This is a genomic window from Mesorhizobium sp. M0296 (assembly GCF_040321675.1).
Lineage (GTDB): Bacteria > Pseudomonadota > Alphaproteobacteria > Rhizobiales > Rhizobiaceae > Mesorhizobium.
This window is the reverse complement of sequence record NZ_JAMYRZ010000022.1, coordinates 1-18,742: the sequence shown is the minus strand read 5'-3', so window position 1 is coordinate 18,742 and position 18,742 is coordinate 1. Positions and strand designations below refer to the sequence as shown.

The window sequence follows — 18,742 nt, the reverse complement described above, 5'->3', positions numbered from 1 at the left end:
AGCGCGGCACTGTCACGCAAGTATCATGTTCGCGTCCTAGATCGCTTCTCCGAAAGCTTTCGCGGCATCCTTGATCCGACGCGGCGCTTTTTCGGGCCCCGGCAGCTTTGTCACAAAGAGGATTTCCATGAAAAACCTGCACCGAACCGCGTCCCTCGCCGTCGCGCTGGCGATGTTCACCGCATTGACTCCGGCCTTGGCAGAAAACGCCGCAACCGTCGGCGGCGTCAGCTTCGTCAACAAGGGCATGGTCGGTGTCGGCCGCATCCCGGCCAGCCAGAAGGACAAGTTCGGCGAGACGTTTGGCTCGGGCTCGGGCATGTCGATCGACGCTGCCGGCTGGACGCATGGCGCCGATGGCTACAAGGGCTCGTTATGGCTGTTGCCGGATCGCGGCTACAACGTCGTCGGTACCACCGATTACCGCCCGCGCCTCAACACGATCGCCCTCGAGTTCGCCCCGATCGCGCCGGGTGCGGCACCGGCCACCGGCCAGGAACAATCGGGCCTCAAGGCGACGCTTGCCGACACCACGCTTTTGACCGACGACAAGGGCGCCGACGCAACCGGCCTCGATCCGCTCAACGGCGTGCGTGCCGCGACCGACGACATGCCGATCCTGCCCGAAGCCAACGGCAAGCTCGCGCTCGATAACGAAGCGATCGTACGGCTGCCCGACGGCACGATGTTCATCTCGGACGAATACGGTCCGAACATCTACCGCTTCTCCGCCGATGGGCGTCTGATGTCGGCAACACAGCCGCCGGCGGCGCTTGTCCCGATGCGTCACGGGACGCCAAACTTTGCTTCCGACAATCCGGGACCTGGCGCGGCAGACCCAGATCCGAAGGATCCCGAAACCGGCCGTCAGAACAACCAGGGCCTCGAAGGCATGGCGCTGACGGCGGACGGGAAGTTCCTGATTGCCGTGCTGCAGTCGGCCCCAAGGCAGGATGGCGGCGATTCCGCCTCGACGCGCCAGAACACGCGCGCGCTGGTCTACGATGCCTCGGATCCCGGCCAGCTCAAGCTCGCGCATGAATATGTCGTGCCGCTGCCGGTGTTCACCGATGCCAAGGGCAAAACCAAGATCGCCGCGCAGAGCGAAATCGTGGCGCTGTCGGACAAGACCTTCCTGATGCTGGCGCGCGACAGCGGCAATGGCCAGGGGCTGAAGGGCGACACTTCGCTCCATCGCGAGATCAGCGTCGTCGATGTGTCGGCGGCAACCGATATCGCCGGCACAGAGTTCGACAAGGACAAGCCACTGGCACCCAAGGGTGAGCTCGATCCATCGGTGACGCCGGCCAAGCTGACGCCGTTCATCGACATCAACGACAAGACCGAGCTCGGCCGCTTCGGGTTGCACAATGGCGCGCCCAACGACCGCAACAACCTTTCGGAGAAATGGGAGGCGATGTCGGTGGTGAGCGTCCTCGATCCAAAGCTGCCCGACGACTATTTCCTGTTCGTCGCCAATGACAATGACTTCCTCACGCAGGACGGCTTCCAGGTCGGCGCGGCCTACAAGGCCGAGGATGGCGCCGATGTCGACACCATGTTCCTGGTCTATCAGGTCACGCTCCCAGGCCTCGCCAAGAAGTAGCGGCACCCATACAGGCGGACGCGCCGAACGCGTCCGCCTGAACTGGCGCGATTGAGCGGTCGTGCCCTTCAGTTGCGGCTCGCCCGCGCAAGGACGGTGTCCTAGTGCGTTGCAAAACCTGCGACTGACGATCCAGTCGAAGGCACTTACCTCAACATCTCCGCGTCCTTTGGCACGCCGACATCGATCGGCTCGGCCGTCCTGTTCGACACGGCGGCGATCTTCCCGGCGGCCGACAGGTTCGGGCGCACGAAGACCGGCGCGACGCCGTCGACGCGGCTGTAGAGATCGATAATGTCCTGGTTCATGAAGCGCACACAGCCGGAGGAAGCGTTCTTCCCAATGGAATCCCACTCCGGCGTGCCGTGCAGCCTATACATCGTGTCCTTGCCGTCGCGGAAGAGATACAGCGCGCGGGCGCCAAGCGGGCTCTGCGGGCCGGGCGGCATGCCGTCCTTGTATTTCGCCAGTTCCGGCCGGCGTTGGATCATTTCCGGCGGCGGCGTCCAGACCGGCCACTTCTTCCTCACCTGAACCACGGCGCTGCCGGTCCATCCGAAACCGGCCTTGCCGAGGCTGACGCCATAGCGAATTGCCTTGCCGCCGTCGCGCACCAGATAGAGGAAGTGCTCGGAAGTATCGACGACGATCGTGCCGGGTTTTTCTCCAGTCGGGTCGGCCACGATTTGGCGCACGAATTTCGGATCGACCTTGGCTACCGGGATTGCCGGCAGTTGATAGCCCTCGTCGATGCGCGCGGCATACATGCTTGCGGCATCGCCGAGCGCCGGATCGCTTGGTGCCGCGGGCACCGGCGGCGCCGCCACGTCCGTCGTGGTGCACGACGAAAGAGCCACGGAGGCCGCGCCCAGAGCGGATGCACCAAGAAAGGCGCGCCGGTTCAGGCGCTCAAAAAACAACGGAATATCGGACATGAGCCCCCCGGCTTACCCATGAGACCCAGGAAAATGCGGCCCCACGCGTGCGGGATCAATATACGATTCCGGAAGGTTTGAGAAATGCTTAGACCAAGGCACGCCAGGCGGAATTTACAGCGCCGCATCGACCTCTCCCGTTAAATCGGCAATCATTGCGGACTCAAGACAAGTCTTCGCCGAGTTGCCTGCCATGGACGACAACATGCCCGCGCGCCGGCAGACCGGCGACCTCACCAGTGGACCTATCCCGCGCACCCTTTTGCTGTTTGCCCTGCCGGTGCTCGGCTCCAATGTGCTGCAGTCGCTCAACGGCTCGATCAATGCCGTGTGGGTCGGCCGTTTCCTCGGTGAAGCGGCGCTGACCGCCACGTCCAATGCCAACCTCGTACTGTTTCTCATCCTCGGCACCGTGTTCGGCATCGGCATGGCGGCGACCATCCTGGTCGCGCAATCCGTCGGCGCTCGTGACCTGCCCGAAGCCCGGCGCATCGTCGGCACCAGCGCCACCTTCTTCTTCCTCGTCTCGGTGGTGTTCGCGGTCTGCGGCTGGATCTGGGTCGATGCGATCCTCGATGCGCTCGGCACGCCGGCCGACGCGTTGCCGCTGGCGCGCTCCTATCTGCGCATCATCTTCCTGGCCGTGCCGATGATGAACCTGCTGTCCTTCGTCATGACGGTGCTGCGCGGCGCCGGCGATTCGCGCACGCCTTTCCTGTTCATGGCGCTGGCCGTCGTGCTCGACGTCGTTTTGAACCCGTTGCTCATCCTGGGCATCGGCCCGTTCCCCGAACTCGGCATCGCCGGCTCGGCCACCTCGACGCTGATCGGCCAGACGGTAAGCGTGGTTGCCATCCTGATCGTGCTTTATGCGCGCAAGCACCCGCTGCGGCTGGCCGGCCCTAATCTCGCTCTGCTGCGGCCGGACCCGGCGCTGCTGCGCATCGTCGTCTTCAAGGGCGTGCCGATGGGCCTGCAGATGATCGTCGTTTCGGCCGCGGCGCTGACGGTGATGGGCATGGTCAACTCGTACGGCTCGCAGGTTGCAGCTGCCTACGGCATAGCCGCACAGCTCTGGACCTATATCCAGATGCCGGCGCTCGCCATCGGCGCCGCGGTGTCGTCCATGGCGGCGCAAAATGTCGGCGCCAGGCGCTGGGACCGGATTGGACGCATCGCCACCTCCGGCGTCGGCTTCAACCTTGTGCTCACCGGGATGCTCGTCGCGCTGCTGTTCGTATTCGATCGCGCGGTGCTCAGCCTCTTCCTTGGCAGCGACAGTGCAGCACTCGACATCGCCACTCACATCAACAAGATCGCGTCGTGGTCCTTCATCCTGTTCGGCATCACCATCGTGCTCTTCGCCACCGTGCGTGCCACCGGCGCGGTGATGCCGCCGCTGATCATCCTGGTGATCTCGGTGCTGCTGGTGCGCACCAGCTTCGCCTATTTCTTCCGAAGCGTGATCGGCGAGGAAGCTCTGTGGTGGAGCTTTCCGGCTGGCTCTATAACCTCGCTCGTGCTGGCCGCGGCCTATTATCGCTTCGGCCGCTGGCGCAGCCTGCACATGATCGAGAGCCGGCCGGCTGCCGGCGAACCGCCGGATACCGGCCTCGGCGTACCGCGCCAGCGCGCGCACCTTTCGCCCGAGACACCGAACGGCTGAAAGGTCGGCTCAGCGCGCGTATTTCGCGCCAAACCCGAGAGCGACCAGGGAAAAGACGACAATCATGCCGGCAAAGGCCAGGCTTGCCACGGTCGCACCTGTCACCGTCGACAGAACGCCGATGCCGATGACCGGCAGCGCGTTGCCGCAAAAACAGCAGATGAAGAAGGCCGAGACGACTTCGGCGCGCCGGTCCGCCGGCGCGATCTCGTTCACCACTTGCAAGCCGCCGCGATAGCCGAGCGCTGCCGCCACGCCGCACAAGGCGGTCCCGGCAATCATTATGGCCATCGAGGCGAAGACCTGCGCCGCAACAATCAGCGCGACGGTTGGGATCATCAGCGCAAGCGCTGCGAACATCGCAGCTCGGCTCGAAAGACGTGCCGTCACCACAATGGTGGCGGCCGTCACGATCGCCAATTCAAAGAACAGAGCGCCGGCTTCAGCATGGTTGGTTACCTGCAGCTGCTGCGCCAAAATGCTCGGTGCGAGTGCTGCATAAAAGCCGACCAGCGCCATTGCGCCAAAGCCGGTCACCGCCGGCGCAACGAAACTTGCGCGGATGGCATCGGGCACGGAAAGCCGCGGCCGCATCGAAACGTCAGCCAGTTTCCCCGGCCGCGAAACGGTTTCCCGCGTGCGCCAGACCAGCAGGGTTACAGTCGCGAGCATCGCCAGGTAGACGACGAATGTCAGCCTGAGCGGCCAAGGCGCGTATTCGGCGAGCAACCCGGCCCCCAGCGCACCGAGGCCGAGGCCGAGAAAATTGGTGCTGGTGGCAATCGTCGCCGCCTGTGACTTGTCGTCGGTCGGGAGCAATTCGGCGAGCCAGGCGGTGCCGGTGCCCGCGCCGACGCCGATTCCCAGTCCGCTCAGAATTCGGGCGATGTCGAGCCAGGCGACATTTTCGGCGAACAGGAAAACCACCGCGCTGACGACGGCCACCGCCATCCCGGCCAATGCCATTGGACGGCGCCCGATGACATCGGACACACGCCCTAACGTCAGAAGCGCTGCCAGATTGCCGATGACATAGACGGCGTAGACCAGCGTCAAAGTGATCTGCGAGAAGCCGAAGACCTGCTTGTAGATGATGTAAAGTGGCGTCAGCGCCGTGCTGCCGGCGAAAAGAGCCGCAATCATGGCGGCCACGGCGGCCGCCGCAGCGCGGCCGCCGAGTTCGTGATCGCGCGTCATGACTTGAGCGTGAGCTGTCATTTTTTCGACCTTTTGCTGTTCGGGATCTGACATCCTAACGCCTTTTTCGCGTCAGCCGTTCCCCCTCCCCGGCTTGCTCCTGACAAGTTTGGCAGCTTTGCCGATGGCGCTGAGCGAGATCCTCTTTTAACTTCAGCGGATTGTCAGGGGAGATTCATGGGCAAGGGACGAGTCGAGGCATTCACCGATGGCGTGGTCGCCATCATCATCACCATCATGGTGCTGGAATTGAAGGTGCCGCATGGCGAGGATTTTTCCGCGCTGGCACCACTCTGGCCGATCTTCCTCAGCTATGTGCTGTCCTTCATCAATGTCGGCATCTACTGGAACAATTTGCACAACATGTTCCATACCGTGCAGCGGGTCGACGGCCGCGTGCTGTGGGCGAACCTCAACCTGCTGTTCTGGCTATCGCTGATGCCGGCGACGACAGCCTTCATGGGTGAGAACCATTTCGCGCCGGTGCCGGTTGCCGTCTATGGCGTCGACCTGGCGCTCTGCGCCATCGGCTTCAACATCCTCACCATGGCCCTGCATCGACTGCACGGCAACGAGACTCTCTTCGCCAGGGCGTTGGGCAATGACCTCAAGGGAAAGATCTCGCTGGTCCTCTATCTTTCCGCCATCGCGCTGACCTTCGTCAATCACTGGATCGGTGTCTCGATCTATGTCCTGGTGGCGATGATCTGGTTCGTGCCGGACAGGCGCTTCGAGCGGCTGATCGAGAAATAGGCCCGTCTAGCCCCGCATTTCTTTCAGCTTTTCCGCTACCGAAGCGGCAAGGTCGGCGTAGCGCTCCTCCAGCCGCTCGGCCGCTTTGATCACTGAAAAATCATGGCCGAATTTTTCCAGCGCCATGCGCAGCTTTTCGACGAATTCGGCCTGTTTTTCTAGCGCCGAAAACAGCGTCCTCACCTGCGCTTCGCTGATGTCGGGATTGGCGAGCATCTGCGGCACCTCGCGGCTCATCTGGTCGCCGGTGGCGGTCTGTTCTTTCAGGATCTCGATCCAGTCGGTCAATCGTCAGGTCTCCTTTTTCGATATCAGCATGCGCAGCGCCCGCCGGTGCGGTCAACCCGAAGATGCCGGCACCGGCTTGCGCGAGCCTCTTTCCGCGCTAAGTTCGCCGCGGCCAGAACAGGAGAAAATCATGACCACCGACGCCGAGATCCAGACCGCCCTGCCCGCACTTGCCTCCGGCAACGTCGCCGTCATTACCGGCGCGGCCAGCGGCATCGGCCTTGCCGCCGCCAAACGGCTGGCGGCGATGGGCATGAAGATCGCGCTGGCCGATATCGGCGGCGCACGCCTTGATGAGGCCCGGCGCGCCGTCGCCGCCATCGCCGGCGACAGCGCCGTGATTGCCATTGCCATCGATGTTTCGAAAGCCGACGAGCTCGACCGCCTCGCCGAAAGGACATCCGGCACTTTCGGCGACGTGTCGCTGCTGATGAACAATGCCGGCGTCGGCAACAACCCCGGCAAGCCCTGGGAGAACCGTGACGCCTGGAAGCGACTGCTGGACATCAATTTCTGGGGTGTCGTGCATGGCGTAGAGGCGTTCGCGCCACGCATGCTGGCGGCGGGAAAGCCCGGCCTGATCGTCAACACCGGCTCCAAGCAAGGCATTACCACGCCGCCCGGCAACCTCGCCTACAACGTCTCCAAGGCTGGCGTGAAGACCTATACCGAGGGCCTTGCACACGCGCTGCGCAACGAGCCGGGCGCCAGTGTCGCGGCGCATCTGCTTATCCCCGGGTTCACTTTTACCGGCCTGACCGAAGGTGCGACCGAAAAGCCGGCCGGCGCCTGGACCGGCGAGCAGGTCATCGACTTCATGCTGGCCTCGCTCTTGCGCGGCGATTTCTACATGCTGTGCCCCGACAACGAGGCGACCCGGCCCATGGACGAAAAGCGCATGGCCTGGGCGATCGGCGACATCATTGAGAACCGTCCTGCTCTGTCGCGCTGGCATCCGGACTACAAGGATGCTTTCGCGGCATTCATGACACGCAGCGCATGATCCCGAACCGAAGATCACCGTAGCAAAGAATCGGGTCCGATCTTCGCAGGTATGCGCCGGACCTTTATATCACGCCGCTGCGTGCTTCTTCGTGTTCCGCTTCTTCGCCATGGCTTTCTCGGCTGCCAACTCGGCAAGCTTCTGATCATGCCGCTTCGCTGCCTGTTCGCATTTCTTGCGGATCTCTTCGACTTCGGTCTCAGTCAGGTGTTCGATACCGATGAAGGTGTTCTGGGCTGTGCTGACCCGGATCAATTCGTCGAGCTTCGCCTGGATCGCGGCGCCATCGCGGTTCTGGGTGTTCTGAATGAGAAACACCATCAGGAAGGTGACGACCGTCGTGCCGGTGTTGATGACGAGCTGCCAGGTGTCCGAAAAGCCGAACATCGGCCCGCTTGCCGCCCAGGCGACGATGATCAGGAAACAGACGGCAAACGTCGGCGGCAGGCCGGCAAAATGGGCGACGTTGTTGGCGATCCTGGTGAAAAGCTTCTCAATCATTCAACCTCCCTCAGCAGCCGGGCGACGAACCCGGACGGAAGCCGAGTTCATTGTGTCTGCAGAAACAGTTGGCAGCCGCTCCTGGTTCCCTCGCGGCGGAAGGTCGCGGGTACATTGTTGGAGGAGCAGATCGCGTAGGCCGTCGGACCGCTTGCAGATAGCCCGAACTCAGGCGGCGTCGTTTTCCCAGCGGTCGAGGAAAGCCTCGATGGGCAAGGCCTGCATGTCGGGGACTGCCCTGGCCAGTTTCTCGACCGGCCAGTCCCACCAGGCAAGACGTTCGATCCGGGCCGCAGTTCCCGCGCTGAAGCGCTGCCGCAATGGCCTGGCCGGAACGCCGGCGACGATTGCATAGGCCGGCAGGTCTCGCGTCACCACCGCGTTGGCACCGACGATCGCGCCGTTGCCGATCACTATGCCAGGCATGATCACGGCGCCATGGCCGATCCAGACATCATGGCCGATGCTGACGGCTCTCGCCCGCCGCCGGTCGCGGAATGCCTGATCGACACCCAGCCAGCGGAAGTACTCGTTGGGCCGATAGCTGATCTTGTGCTGCGTCAGCCGCTCGACCGGATGCTCCAGCGCATTGATGCGGCTGTTGGCGGCGATCGAGCAGAATTTGCCGATCGTCGTATAGATCGCCTCGGCGTGGCGCTCGAAGTAGGAGAAGTCGCCAACTATGACTTCACGTAAGATGACGCGCTCGCCGATCGACGCATAGCGTCCAAGCTTGCACGCCTTCAGCTCCGCCGTCGGATGGATGCGCGGCTCGGGATCTTTCAGGACAAGGTGTTCGGGACGGTCCATGCGCGCGCTTTACGCCCGCGCGCATAGTCTCGCAAGCCGAGTGCAGCGCCGCGCATCCGTTTGGACGCGCCAAGGACCCTGTAGCACCTTAAGTCTCTATTTCGGCTTGCCGCCGGTCCACACCACGTTCTGGCCGTAGAGCGGCACGGTGGTGACCGACATTTTTGCCGAGCCATCCTGCACCTGGCGCGAATGCGACAGGTAGATCAGCGTCTCGTTGGCCTTGTCGTAGATGCGGTTCACCACCTGCTTTTTCCAGATCAGGCTGATGCCTTGCTTGAACACCTCCTCGCCGGCCTCGCTCAAGTCGATGTCGCCAATGGTGATCGGCCCGGTCTGGCGGCAGGAGACCGAGGAATCGGACGGGTCCTCGAACCAGTTGCCTTTCTGCAGGCGGTCGATCACGCCACGGTCGAAATAGGAGACGTGGCAGGTCACGCCCTCGACCTTCGGATCCTTGATCGCCTCGACGATGATATCGTTGCCGAGCCAATCGACGCCGACCTTGCCGACTTCCTCGGCGGCGGCGGCCGCGCCGGCGCCAATGACAAGGCATGCGGCTAACGCGCCGCCAATCAGTTTTCGCAAAGAGGCCTCCTGCGGTTCGAATTTTGCCGACCTCAGGTGGGACGAACGGCAGCGCTTTGCAAGCAGATCGCCTCCCACAGGATTGCCGGTTGCGGCAACGCGACATCTTTGCGTCGGCGCGACCGAACCGCTAAGAGTGTTCGCCAAGCCAGGGCCTTCACGGCGCCAACCCGGCGCCCGATGGAATAACGACGGACTTTCACTGATGATGCGTTCAATTCTGGTCGGTATTCTCGTCCTGATGGCCGCCGGAATCGGCTGGCTCACCTTCGACTGGTACCGCGGACATTATGGCGGCGAGCCGTTCGGAGCACCGTTCACGCTGGTCGACCAGAAGGGCGCGCCGGTCACCGAAGCCGCGTTTCGCGGCCACCCCAGCGTCGTCTTCTTCGGCTTCACGCACTGTCCGGAAATCTGCCCGACCACGCTTTTCGAGTTGGCCGGCTGGCTGAAGACGATGGGCGACGACGGCAAGAACCTGCGTGCCTATTTCGTTACGGTCGACCCGGAGCGCGATACGCCCGAAATCATGAACACCTATGTCAGCAATTTCTCCGATCGCATCCTCGGCATATCAGGCGATCCGGACAAGGTCCACGCCATGGCCAAGTCCTTCGGCATCTACTGGAAGAAAGTCGACACGAACGACGGCGACTACACGATGGACCACACTGCTTCGGTGCTGCTGCTCAACGCCAAGGGCGATTTCGCCGGCACCATTGCCTATGGCGAAAACCCGGATGCCGCCATCGCCAAGCTCAAACGGCTGGCGGCGGAAGGTTGACACATCCGGTAATGACGCAGACGCGTTTGTATTTCACCGCGGGCAAGATCGAGGCTGATCGCATCTTCGCGGCGCTCGGTGCGGCATTCGACGATGACGGCCTGCCGATTGCGGTGCTCGAGGTCGACGAGGACCGCGACATCCACGAAGTATCGCTCTATGCCGACGACGACGTCGATGCGGTCGAGGCGCGGCTTAGGGACATCCTTGCCGGACTGTCGCTGTCGAAACCGATAGCGCGCGAAGCGCTGCCCGACATCGACTGGGTGGCGCGCTCGCTGGAGGGATTGAAGCCGGTGCGGGCCGGGCGCTTCTTCGTCCATGGCGCGCATGACCGCAGGAAGCGACACAGCGGCGAACTCGCGATCGAGATCGAGGCCGGCCTTGCCTTCGGTACCGGCCATCACGGCACCACCGCCGGCTGCCTCGAAATGCTGGAGCAGGTCATACGGCGCGAGCATCCGCGCAACGCGCTTGACCTTGGCACCGGCAGCGCGGTGCTCGCCATCGCGGTGGCCAAGCTCGCGCATATACCGGTGCTGGCGACCGACATCGACCCGGTCGCCGTCAAGGTGGCCGCCGCCAATGCACGGCTGAACCACGTCAAGGGGCTCATTGAAACGGTGGCGGCGCCCGGTTTTCATCATCCGATCTTTGCCGCGCGTGCGCCCTTCGACCTGATCGTCGCCAACATATTGGCGCGGCCGCTGATCCGTCTGGCGCCGCAAATGGCCGGACATATCGCGCTCGGTGGCTCGATCGTTTTGTCGGGCATCCTCGAGCGCCAGCGCGATGCGGTAATCGCGGCCTATGTCGGCCAGAAATTCCGGCACGTCCGCACCTTGCACCGCGAGGGCTGGGTGACGATTCACCTCAAGCGCTGAGGCGCAGCGCCTTCAACGCAAGCCGGAATCAGCTCGGACCTAGCGCGAGTTCGCCGCTTTCTTCAGCTGTTCGCGATCGTAGCCGTGAGCTTTCAGCGTTTCGTCGTCAAAGCCAAGCAGAACGCCGCTCACATACCGGCTCGCCTCGCGCTGGCGAGCTTCGATCAGCGCTTTCACAGCGTTTCTGAAAAATCCGCGTCTAGGTGAAATCGTGGACATGACGGTCTCCTTTGCAGGGCAACAGGACTCTTTCCTCCACGTGAAGAAGGTAAGCCTTGCTGACGCTTTTTGAAATCGCCGATTCTGCATGGCCTCCATGCGCAAAGAGACACGCAGCAACCGGGAATGATCGTTCCGAAAATCGATTCCGATTTTCGAGGTCATGCGCTACGGTCGCGCCAGCATTCGAGGAGAGCCGACATGTTCCAGACCTTCGATTCCGCCGGCGATCCGGCCGTTGGCAAGCCGCGCGTGGCAATGCTGCGCCAATGGTTGGCGGCGAACGGGCTGGATGGCTTCATTGTGCCCCGTGCCGACGAGCACCAGGGCGAATATGTCGCCGATCGCTCGGCACGGCTGAAATGGCTGACCGGCTTCAGCGGCTCGGCCGGCGTCGCCATTGTGCTTGGCGAGCGCGCCGTCATGTTTGTCGACGGGCGCTACACGCTGCAGGTGCGCCAGGAGGTCGATCTCGACATCTTTTCGATCGAGAGCCTTGTCGACAACCCGCCGGCCAACTGGATCAAAGACAATCTCGGCAAGGGCGTGCGGTTGGGCTTCGATCCGTGGCTCCATACGATCAGCGACGTCACGGCGCTGAAAGCCTCGGCCGAGAAGTCCGGCGCGACCTTGGTGCCGCTCGAACAAAATCCTATCGACGCCGTCTGGCAAGATCAGCCCGGGCCGCCATTGGCGCCGGTCGAGATCCACCCGATCGGCTTTGCCGGCGAACTGGCCAAGGACAAGCTGGTGCGGCTCGCGGCAGCCATCGAGAAGGACGGCGCCACCCATGCCGTGCTGACCGACCCCTCCTCCATTGCCTGGGCGTTCGACATCCGTGGCGGCGACGTACCGCACACACCGCTGGCGCTCGGCTTTGCCGTGCTGGCCGCCGACGGCTCGCATCTGCTTTTCATGGACCAGCGCAAGTTTTCGCGCACTGTCGCGGCCTACCTGACGCAGCTCGCCGAATTGCACGACCCAGGTGAATTCGAAACGGCAATCGTCACCCAGGCCAAGAGCGGTGCAAAAATCGCGCTGGACCCGGTTCTAGCGGCGGACAAGCTCAGGATGCTGGTCGAGGATAATGGCGGCACCGTCATTGCCGTGCCCGATCCGGCCCGCATTCCACGCGCAACAAAGAACAAAGCTGAGATCGCCGGCGCACGCGCCGCACATCGCCGCGACGGCGCCGCGGTCGCCAAGCTGCTGTGCTGGCTCGACCGCCAGAAGCCCGGCACGCTCGACGAAATCGCCGTTGTCACCAGGCTTGAGGAGACGCGCCGCCAGACCGGCGAAGAAACGCAGATGCCGCTGCGCGACGTATCGTTCGATACCATCTCCGGCGCTGGTCCTAACGGCGCCATCATGCACTACCGCGTCTCCCGCGCCACCAATCGCAAGCTGGGGGATGGCGAGCTGTTCCTGCTCGATTCCGGCGGGCAGTACCAGGACGGCACCACCGACATTACCCGCACGGTTCCGATTGGCGCGCCAACCGAGGAGATGCGCGAGCGCTTCACGCTGGTGCTGAAAGGCATGATCGGCATCTCCATGCTGCGCTTCCCCCAGGGCACGCGCGGCTCCGAAATCGATGCAGTGGCGCGCCTGGCGCTATGGAGACACGGCTGCGATTTCGCCCATGGCACCGGGCACGGTGTCGGCTCCTATCTTGCCGTGCATGAGGGCCCGCAGCGTATCGCCAAGACCGGTACCGAGAAGCTGCTGGCCGGCATGATCGTCTCCAACGAGCCCGGCTATTACAAGGAAGGTTCCTACGGCATCCGCATCGAGAACTTGATTCTGGTGACACCGGCCGAGGCAATCGAGGGCGGCGACATCGCCATGCACGGCTTCGAGACACTGACGCTGGCGCCGATCGATAAGCGGCTGGTCCGATCGGACCTTTTAACCCGCGACGAGTTGCATTGGCTTGACGAATACCATGCGCGCGTACTGGCCGAGATCGGACCGATGCTCGACGGCGAAACGCTGGCCTGGCTGGAAAAGGCAACCGCGCCGCTGCCGCACGACTTCAAGCAATAGCCGCGGCGGCAACGCCGGTTGACAGGCTTTGCTCCGCAAGCAGTCCCTGCAAAGCGGTGACGTTGGGAGAACCGGCTCCCTTGCGCCAGAACAACACTGTGACGGCATTGTCTTCGTCAGCGGGCAGTTCGTGCAGCTTTAGCCAGCGGCTTTCCGGAAAACCCGAAAGCACGCTTTTCGGCATCAGCGCTATGCCCATGCCAGCCACCACGCAACCAAGGATGGCATGGTATGAGCCAAGCTCGATGGTTTTCTCGGCCATGAACCCTCTGCGCGCATACCATTGTTCCAGCCGCTTGCGGTGCGGACAGCCGTGCTCGAAGGCTATCATGGTTTTGGGCATGTCCAGGTGGTCTTCGACCGAAACGCGCGATGCCGCCGAGACAATGACCAGCTGCTCGTGGAATGCGGGCAGCTTTTCGAACGGAACGTCAGCGATCGGCTCGGCGGCGAAGGCTGCATCGAGTTCGCCGGCAAGCATGGCGGTCGCGAGAACCTGCGGATTGCCGGTGCGCAACTGGATTTCCACTTCGGGATGCCGTGCATGGTATTCGGCGAGCAGACTTGGAAGCCGTGCCGCGGCGGTGCTCTCCATGGCACCTAGGCGAAGAGTGCCGCGCGGGCGTGGATCGAGCATCGCCGTTCGCGCCTCCTCCGCAAGCGCCAGCAGCCGATCCGCATAGCCGACCAATCTGTGACCGGCCGGCGATACGTGCAGGCGCTTGCCCTCCCGGATAAACAGCTGCACGCCGAGATCCTCCTCGAGCTGCCGGATGCGTGTGGTCACGTTCGACTGCACGCGAAACAGTTTTTCCGCCGCCCTGGTGATTCCGCCCTCGCGCACCACCGTGCGGAAGATGCGCAGATCGGCCAAATCCATACATCTCTCCTGGAGAACATAACGATCTTAATTATTCATTTTAACTGATTATGCCTTTCCCGTAAATCGCCGGTGTAGCTGCCGATCAACACGGCAAACCAGGGGAGATGGAAATGTCGCGTGAGCCCTTCGGCATCCAGCCGATCGATCTAAGCGCATTGACGCCGAAGCAGCGCGAAGCGCTCTATAGCGACGCCGTGCGTCGCGCCCACCAGGAGAGAGCGGAGGCGATCCGGCTGAGCCTGTCGCGGGTCGGCGCGGCAATAGTCGCTGCGGTAAGGCGCATGTGTGCTCTCGCCGTCAAGGCAAAAGTCGATCAGCCGACGAGCTGCCGCGCGAGGATCAGCACGGCAGCACCCGCCAGGAACATCGCCATCAGGCCGCCGCGCAGTGAGACCAAGGCGGCAACGATCAAGGCTGCCCATTCCGCCGGCCCGGCGCTGAGCGCCGCCGGCGCCACCAGCGTGGTCAGCACCGCCGCCGGCACGGCGCTGAGCCCGGCTTCGACGCGCGGATGGATATGATCGAAGCGGGAGATCACCAGATGACCGCCGATGCGGGTCAGATAGGTCGCGATCGAAGCGGCGATGATGATCCACAAGGTCGTGCTCATGGCCGTGCCTCCACGCCGCTGTGGCGGGGCGGCAGGATGACGGCGAGCAGCACGCCCGCCAGCGCACCTATGGAGACATGCCAGGGCGAGCCGACCGTTTTGTATGCAATGATGGAGGCGGCAGCGCTGGCGACGACCACCGGCAGCCACAGAGGCCGCTTGCGGAAGCTCATGACCAGGCCGAGAAAATAGATCGGCAGCAGGAAATCGATGCCCAACGCATCGGTGTCGGGAATAAGCTTGCCGAACATCGCGCCGAGCGCGCTTTCGATGATCCAGAACAAATAGACCGGCAGCCCAAGCCCCATATACCAGGTGAACCCGACGGTCTCGCCGGCCTCAGCCTTGCGCTCGGCCACCGCGAACTGCGGATCGGTCAGCACAAAATAGCCTATCGCCTGCTGCACCAGTGGCCAATGCGCAATGCGCCGGCCGATGCCAGCCGAATAGAGCACATGGCGAAAATTCACCGCGAAGATCGACAGCACGATCAGCCACGGCGCGACATGCTGGCCGAACAGCTCGATGCCGACCATCTGGCTGGCGCCGCCGAACACCGTTGCGCTCATCAGGAACGCTTCGAGCACGGAAAACCCGTTGTCGACCGCGAGCGCCCCGAACAGCAACGCAAACGGCGCCGACGCCACCACGACGGGCATGCTGAGCCGCACGCCGTCCCAGAAATCGCTTTTCGCACTGTTTTCGGAGATTGCTTCCGCCGACATCGACCGCTCCTCGGGAAGCGCCTATGTAGGGAGGGCGGCGCGGCTTGTCACACCAATTCGCTTGAGGCAAACGATCAGCGGAAATGACAGCTGAAGGTCGCGCAAACGCGCTTCCGTGCCTAGCGCGGCGAAGCCTTGCCTTCGATCGCCCTGCCCCAGTCAAGCAGCGGTTTAGCCCGCATGACGAAGTCGACGAGTTCGTCGACCAATCCAGCTCCGTAGATATCCGCCGGCTCGATTGCGTGCCGGACGGCAAAATGCCGGTTGCGGATCGCGGCAGCGAGATCGGGCTCGGCGATATGCTCGAAGCCGCGCGGCGTGCGCTTCATGCAGCCGTCCGGGTCGAATTCGAGGCCGTTCTTCTTCAGCGCCGCAACGAGGGTACGGAATTCAGCGGGCCGCTTCGCGATCGCGTTGCGCAGCGCCAGCAATAGCTCCGGTCCAGGCTGCCACCAGGCAACGGCGGCAAAGCAGCGCTCCAGCCCGATATGGACGTAAAACACGCCCTGTTCCATCTTGGTGCCGTCAGGCGAAAGGATCGCCGACAAATGCCGGTTATAAGGCCGTTTGTCCTTGGCGAAACGCACGTCGCGATTAATCCGGAACAGCGACTTCTTGCGGTCGCCGCGCAGGCCGAGCCCCGCGGCCGTGAAGCGCTCGGAGAGCGTCTCGACCAGATCGCCGAAGGGATCGCGCAGGTCGCGTTCGAAAAGGTCGCGGTTCTCTAAAAACCACTCCCGGCTCTGATGAAAATCCAGCGCCTTGAGGAAGGGAATGGCCTTTTGCCCAAAACCGTTGAACGCAGCCGCCATCACCCGCCCTTGCCAATCCGCTGCAGCCAGGTGTCCTCGTCGATCACCTCGATGCCGAATTTGGTCGCATCCTTCAGCTTGGAACCGGCGCCTGGCCCTGCCACCAGAAGATCGGTCTTCGCGGAAACCGAGCCGGCGACCTTCGCGCCGAGACGTTCGGCCATCGCCTTGGCCTCCGGGCGCGTCATCTTTTCCAGCGTGCCTGTAAACACGATTGTCTTGCCGGCGACCGCACTATCGGCTGAGACGTTCACAATGTACGGCTTCGGGTGGACCTGTGTGAGCAGCGCTTCAAGTACGGCGTCGTTGCGTTCATTGCCGAAGAAATCGCGAAGGGCGCCTATCACCGTATCGCCGATGCCGTTGATCGAAGGAAAAACGGTGTGTGGATCGGCTGCCGCTGCTGTCTCCTTGCCAATGCGGATCAACTCCTCGATCGTCGAGAAGGTTCGGGCGAGCACAACGGCCGTCGTTTCGCCGATATGGCGGATGCCCAGCGCAAAGATGAAGCGATCAAGTTCGGGTTCGCGGCGGGCGTCGATGGCAGCGAAGAGCTTGTCGAGGCCGTCATAGTTGCGTTCCTCGACGCTGCGTACATTCTTGCGCGTTTTGCCCGATGCGGCGTCGCGCTGCCTGGCCTGCTCCTCCCGTCGCTCCGCCAGCGCCTTGGTGACGGCGGGACGGCGGTCCCGGAGCGTGAAGATATCGGCGGCAGTTTTGACCAACCCGGCATTGAAGAACAGGTCTATGTTTTCAGCCCCCAGGCCTTCGATATCCATGGCGCCGCGCGACACAAAGTGGCGTAATCCTTCCACGGCCTGCGCGGGGCAGATCAGCTCGCCGGTGCACCGTCGGCGGGAATCCTCCTTGCCGGTCTTCTCGTTGATCTCGCGCGTTGCGGGCGAGCCGCAGATCGGACATCTGTGCGGGAATTCGTAGGGCACGGCATCAGTCGGCCGCTTGTCGGCGACGACACTCACGATTTGCGGAATGACGTCCCCTGCCCGCTGGATGACCACCGTGTCGCCGATACGCACGTCATAGCCGTCGCGGATCGGCTGGCCGTTGCTGTCCAGACCCTTGATGTAATCTTCGTTGTGAAGCGTGACATTTTCGACCACGACGCCGCCGACCGTGACGGGTGCAAGCCGGGCAACGGGCGCCAGCGTACCGGTACGGCCCACCTGAATGTCGATCCTGAGCACGGTTGTCATCGCCTGTTCGGCTGGAAATTTGTGGGCAATGGCCCAGCGTGGTTCGCCAGTGACGAAACCCCATCTGCGCTGCAATTCCAGCTGGTCGACCTTGTAGACGACGCCGTCGATGTCGTAGCCCAGCGATGAGCGCTGGGTCTCGATTAGGTGATAGTGCGCGACCAGTTCCTCGACCGATCTTGCCCGGACCATCAGCGGGCTGACCTTGAATCCCCACTCCGCGAATTTTTGCACGGAATCGTATTGGGTCGGAGCTGGATCCTTTGAAGCATAGCCCCAGGCGTAAGCAAAGAATTTAAGGTTGCGGCTGGCGGTAACTAACGGGTCCTTTTGGCGGAGCGACCCGGCCGCCGTGTTACGCGGATTGACGTAATCCTGGCCGCCTATCGCCGCCGAACGTTGCTTCAGCGCCTCGAATTCCGCGTAGGTCATATAGACCTCACCGCGTATTTCGATGACCTCGGGCCAGTCCGATCCCTTCAAGGTCTTGGGAATATCGGCGATGGTCTTGATATTGGCGGTGATGTCCTCGCCGACGACGCCGTCGCCGCGCGTTGCTCCCTGCACGAACACACCGCCTTCATACCGCAGGGAAGCCGATAGCCCGTCGATCTTCGGCTCCGCCGTGAAGGCGATGTTCAGATCCTTGTCGCGGTCAAAGAATCGCCGGCCCCGTTCTATGAAGTCCGCGACGTCCTGGTCGGTATAGGCCTTGGCAAGGCTGAGCATCGGCACCGCGTGGCGCACCTTGGCAAAACCTTCGGCCGGCGGGGCGCCGACCCTGCGTGAGGGCGAATCCTCACGCACAAGATGCGGGAACTGCTGCTCGATGGCGAGGTTGCGCCGGGTCAGCGCGTCATATTCCGCATCCGTGATTATCGGCGCGTCCTCGCCATGGTAGCGCCGGTCGTGCTCGGCGATCTCCTGCGCCAACCGCTTCAACTCGCTTGCCGCCTCGCTTTCGCTGAGCGACTCGACTGGTTTTTCGTCCATGCACTGCTCCCTCCACGGTGGCGCGACACAATAGAACAGGATTCTCTCACGAGGGAGAGACCAGGCACGGAAAATCATTCCTGAACAGCAGGATGGCGCCAGACCCTGACTCAGGTCGCGAGCGCCGGAAACGAACTCGCCTGGAGTATCCGTGTTGGTCAAGGGAGAGATGGTGTCCAGGTCCGATTGTCGCTGAGTAGTGCGTTTGCGAGGATGATGAGCTTT

At 62.9% G+C, this 18,742-nt stretch carries 19 protein-coding genes; 7 read left to right on the top strand and 12 right to left on the bottom strand.

The features are described from left to right. Positions 1 to 127 precede the first annotated feature (127 nt). Complete coding sequence (locus NKI97_RS20875; protein ID WP_352836348.1) at positions 128 to 1,606, top strand: esterase-like activity of phytase family protein; 1,479 nt, start codon at positions 128 to 130, stop codon at positions 1,604 to 1,606. Between the two features lie 146 nt (positions 1,607 to 1,752). On the opposite strand, the gene NKI97_RS20870 is transcribed toward NKI97_RS20875, so the two are convergent. Further along, on the bottom strand, positions 1,753 to 2,541 hold the full coding sequence (locus NKI97_RS20870; RefSeq protein WP_352836345.1) for a L,D-transpeptidase: 789 nt from the start codon (positions 2,539 to 2,541) through the stop codon (positions 1,753 to 1,755). 193 nt (positions 2,542 to 2,734) lie between these two features. Between NKI97_RS20870 and NKI97_RS20865 the strand changes: the two genes are divergently transcribed. Next, positions 2,735 to 4,207: an MATE family efflux transporter gene (locus tag NKI97_RS20865; protein WP_352836342.1), complete on the top strand. Its 1,473-nt coding sequence runs from the start codon at positions 2,735 to 2,737 to the stop codon at positions 4,205 to 4,207. Positions 4,208 to 4,216: 9 nt separating this feature from the next. On the opposite strand, the gene NKI97_RS20860 is transcribed toward NKI97_RS20865, so the two are convergent. Beyond that, positions 4,217 to 5,425, bottom strand: coding sequence for an MFS transporter (locus tag NKI97_RS20860; protein ID WP_352836339.1), 1,209 nt, complete (start codon positions 5,423 to 5,425; stop codon positions 4,217 to 4,219). 156 nt (positions 5,426 to 5,581) lie between these two features. Between NKI97_RS20860 and NKI97_RS20855 the strand changes: the two genes are divergently transcribed. Continuing rightward, entirely contained in the window at positions 5,582 to 6,157 is a 576-nt protein-coding gene (locus tag NKI97_RS20855) for a TMEM175 family protein (protein ID WP_023676740.1), read from the top strand. Between the two features lie 6 nt (positions 6,158 to 6,163). Here the strand turns inward: NKI97_RS20855 and NKI97_RS20850 are convergent, their stop codons facing one another. Beyond that, a complete protein-coding gene (locus tag NKI97_RS20850; RefSeq protein ID WP_352742449.1) occupies positions 6,164 to 6,445 on the bottom strand; it encodes a hypothetical protein in 282 nt (93 codons plus the stop codon). Between the two features lie 130 nt (positions 6,446 to 6,575). On the opposite strand from NKI97_RS20850, the gene NKI97_RS20845 reads away from it, so the two are divergent. Continuing rightward, entirely contained in the window at positions 6,576 to 7,448 is an 873-nt protein-coding gene (locus NKI97_RS20845; protein ID WP_352836336.1) for an SDR family NAD(P)-dependent oxidoreductase, read from the top strand. A 69-nt stretch (positions 7,449 to 7,517) separates the two neighbouring features. Here the strand turns inward: NKI97_RS20845 and NKI97_RS20840 are convergent, their stop codons facing one another. The 3 genes from NKI97_RS20840 to NKI97_RS20830 all read right to left on the bottom strand — a co-directional run bounded on the left by NKI97_RS20840 (position 7,518) and on the right by NKI97_RS20830 (position 9,347). Further along, positions 7,518 to 7,949: a low affinity iron permease family protein gene (locus NKI97_RS20840; RefSeq protein ID WP_352836333.1), complete on the bottom strand. Its 432-nt coding sequence runs from the start codon at positions 7,947 to 7,949 to the stop codon at positions 7,518 to 7,520. A 168-nt stretch (positions 7,950 to 8,117) separates the two neighbouring features. Further along, positions 8,118 to 8,759 carry a DapH/DapD/GlmU-related protein gene (locus NKI97_RS20835; RefSeq protein WP_352680253.1) on the bottom strand — a complete coding sequence of 214 codons (642 nt, stop codon included), beginning with the start codon at positions 8,757 to 8,759 and terminating at the stop codon, positions 8,118 to 8,120. 96 nt (positions 8,760 to 8,855) lie between these two features. Next, positions 8,856 to 9,347 (bottom strand): CreA family protein, encoded by a 492-nt coding sequence (locus NKI97_RS20830; RefSeq protein WP_352836330.1) that lies wholly within the window; start codon positions 9,345 to 9,347, stop codon positions 8,856 to 8,858. Positions 9,348 to 9,552: 205 nt separating this feature from the next. Between NKI97_RS20830 and NKI97_RS20825 the strand changes: the two genes are divergently transcribed. Beyond that, positions 9,553 to 10,131 carry an SCO family protein gene (locus NKI97_RS20825; protein ID WP_352836328.1) on the top strand — a complete coding sequence of 193 codons (579 nt, stop codon included), beginning with the start codon at positions 9,553 to 9,555 and terminating at the stop codon, positions 10,129 to 10,131. An 11-nt stretch (positions 10,132 to 10,142) separates the two neighbouring features. Next, positions 10,143 to 11,015: a 50S ribosomal protein L11 methyltransferase gene (locus NKI97_RS20820; protein WP_352836326.1), complete on the top strand. Its 873-nt coding sequence runs from the start codon at positions 10,143 to 10,145 to the stop codon at positions 11,013 to 11,015. A 39-nt stretch (positions 11,016 to 11,054) separates the two neighbouring features. On the opposite strand, the gene NKI97_RS20815 is transcribed toward NKI97_RS20820, so the two are convergent. Continuing rightward, the gene (locus NKI97_RS20815; protein WP_352836323.1) at positions 11,055 to 11,399 is read right to left on the bottom strand and encodes a hypothetical protein; all 345 of its coding nucleotides are present in this window, start codon (positions 11,397 to 11,399) and stop codon (positions 11,055 to 11,057) included. Between the two features lie 36 nt (positions 11,400 to 11,435). On the opposite strand from NKI97_RS20815, the gene NKI97_RS20810 reads away from it, so the two are divergent. Beyond that, positions 11,436 to 13,280, top strand: coding sequence for an aminopeptidase P family protein (locus tag NKI97_RS20810; protein ID WP_352836320.1), 1,845 nt, complete (start codon positions 11,436 to 11,438; stop codon positions 13,278 to 13,280). Here NKI97_RS20810 and NKI97_RS20805 read toward each other — a convergent pair. The 5 genes from NKI97_RS20805 to ligA form a co-directional block, all read right to left on the bottom strand. Further along, positions 13,270 to 14,160 carry a LysR family transcriptional regulator gene (locus NKI97_RS20805; RefSeq protein ID WP_352450117.1) on the bottom strand — a complete coding sequence of 297 codons (891 nt, stop codon included), beginning with the start codon at positions 14,158 to 14,160 and terminating at the stop codon, positions 13,270 to 13,272. The genes NKI97_RS20810 and NKI97_RS20805 overlap by 11 nt on opposite strands. 316 nt (positions 14,161 to 14,476) lie before the next feature. Further along, the gene (locus NKI97_RS20800; RefSeq protein WP_352450118.1) at positions 14,477 to 14,773 is read right to left on the bottom strand and encodes an AzlD family protein; all 297 of its coding nucleotides are present in this window, start codon (positions 14,771 to 14,773) and stop codon (positions 14,477 to 14,479) included. Then, entirely contained in the window at positions 14,770 to 15,498 is a 729-nt protein-coding gene (locus NKI97_RS20795) for an AzlC family ABC transporter permease (RefSeq protein WP_352450120.1), read from the bottom strand. Before NKI97_RS20795 ends, NKI97_RS20800 begins: the two co-directional genes overlap by 4 nt. Before the next feature lie 119 nt (positions 15,499 to 15,617). After that, positions 15,618 to 16,310 carry a DUF2461 domain-containing protein gene (locus NKI97_RS20790; protein ID WP_352450121.1) on the bottom strand — a complete coding sequence of 231 codons (693 nt, stop codon included), beginning with the start codon at positions 16,308 to 16,310 and terminating at the stop codon, positions 15,618 to 15,620. Further along, positions 16,310 to 18,517: an NAD-dependent DNA ligase LigA gene (ligA, locus tag NKI97_RS20785; protein ID WP_352745230.1), complete on the bottom strand. Its 2,208-nt coding sequence runs from the start codon at positions 18,515 to 18,517 to the stop codon at positions 16,310 to 16,312. The genes NKI97_RS20790 and ligA overlap by 1 nt, the downstream gene beginning before the upstream one ends. Positions 18,518 to 18,742 lie beyond the last annotated feature (225 nt).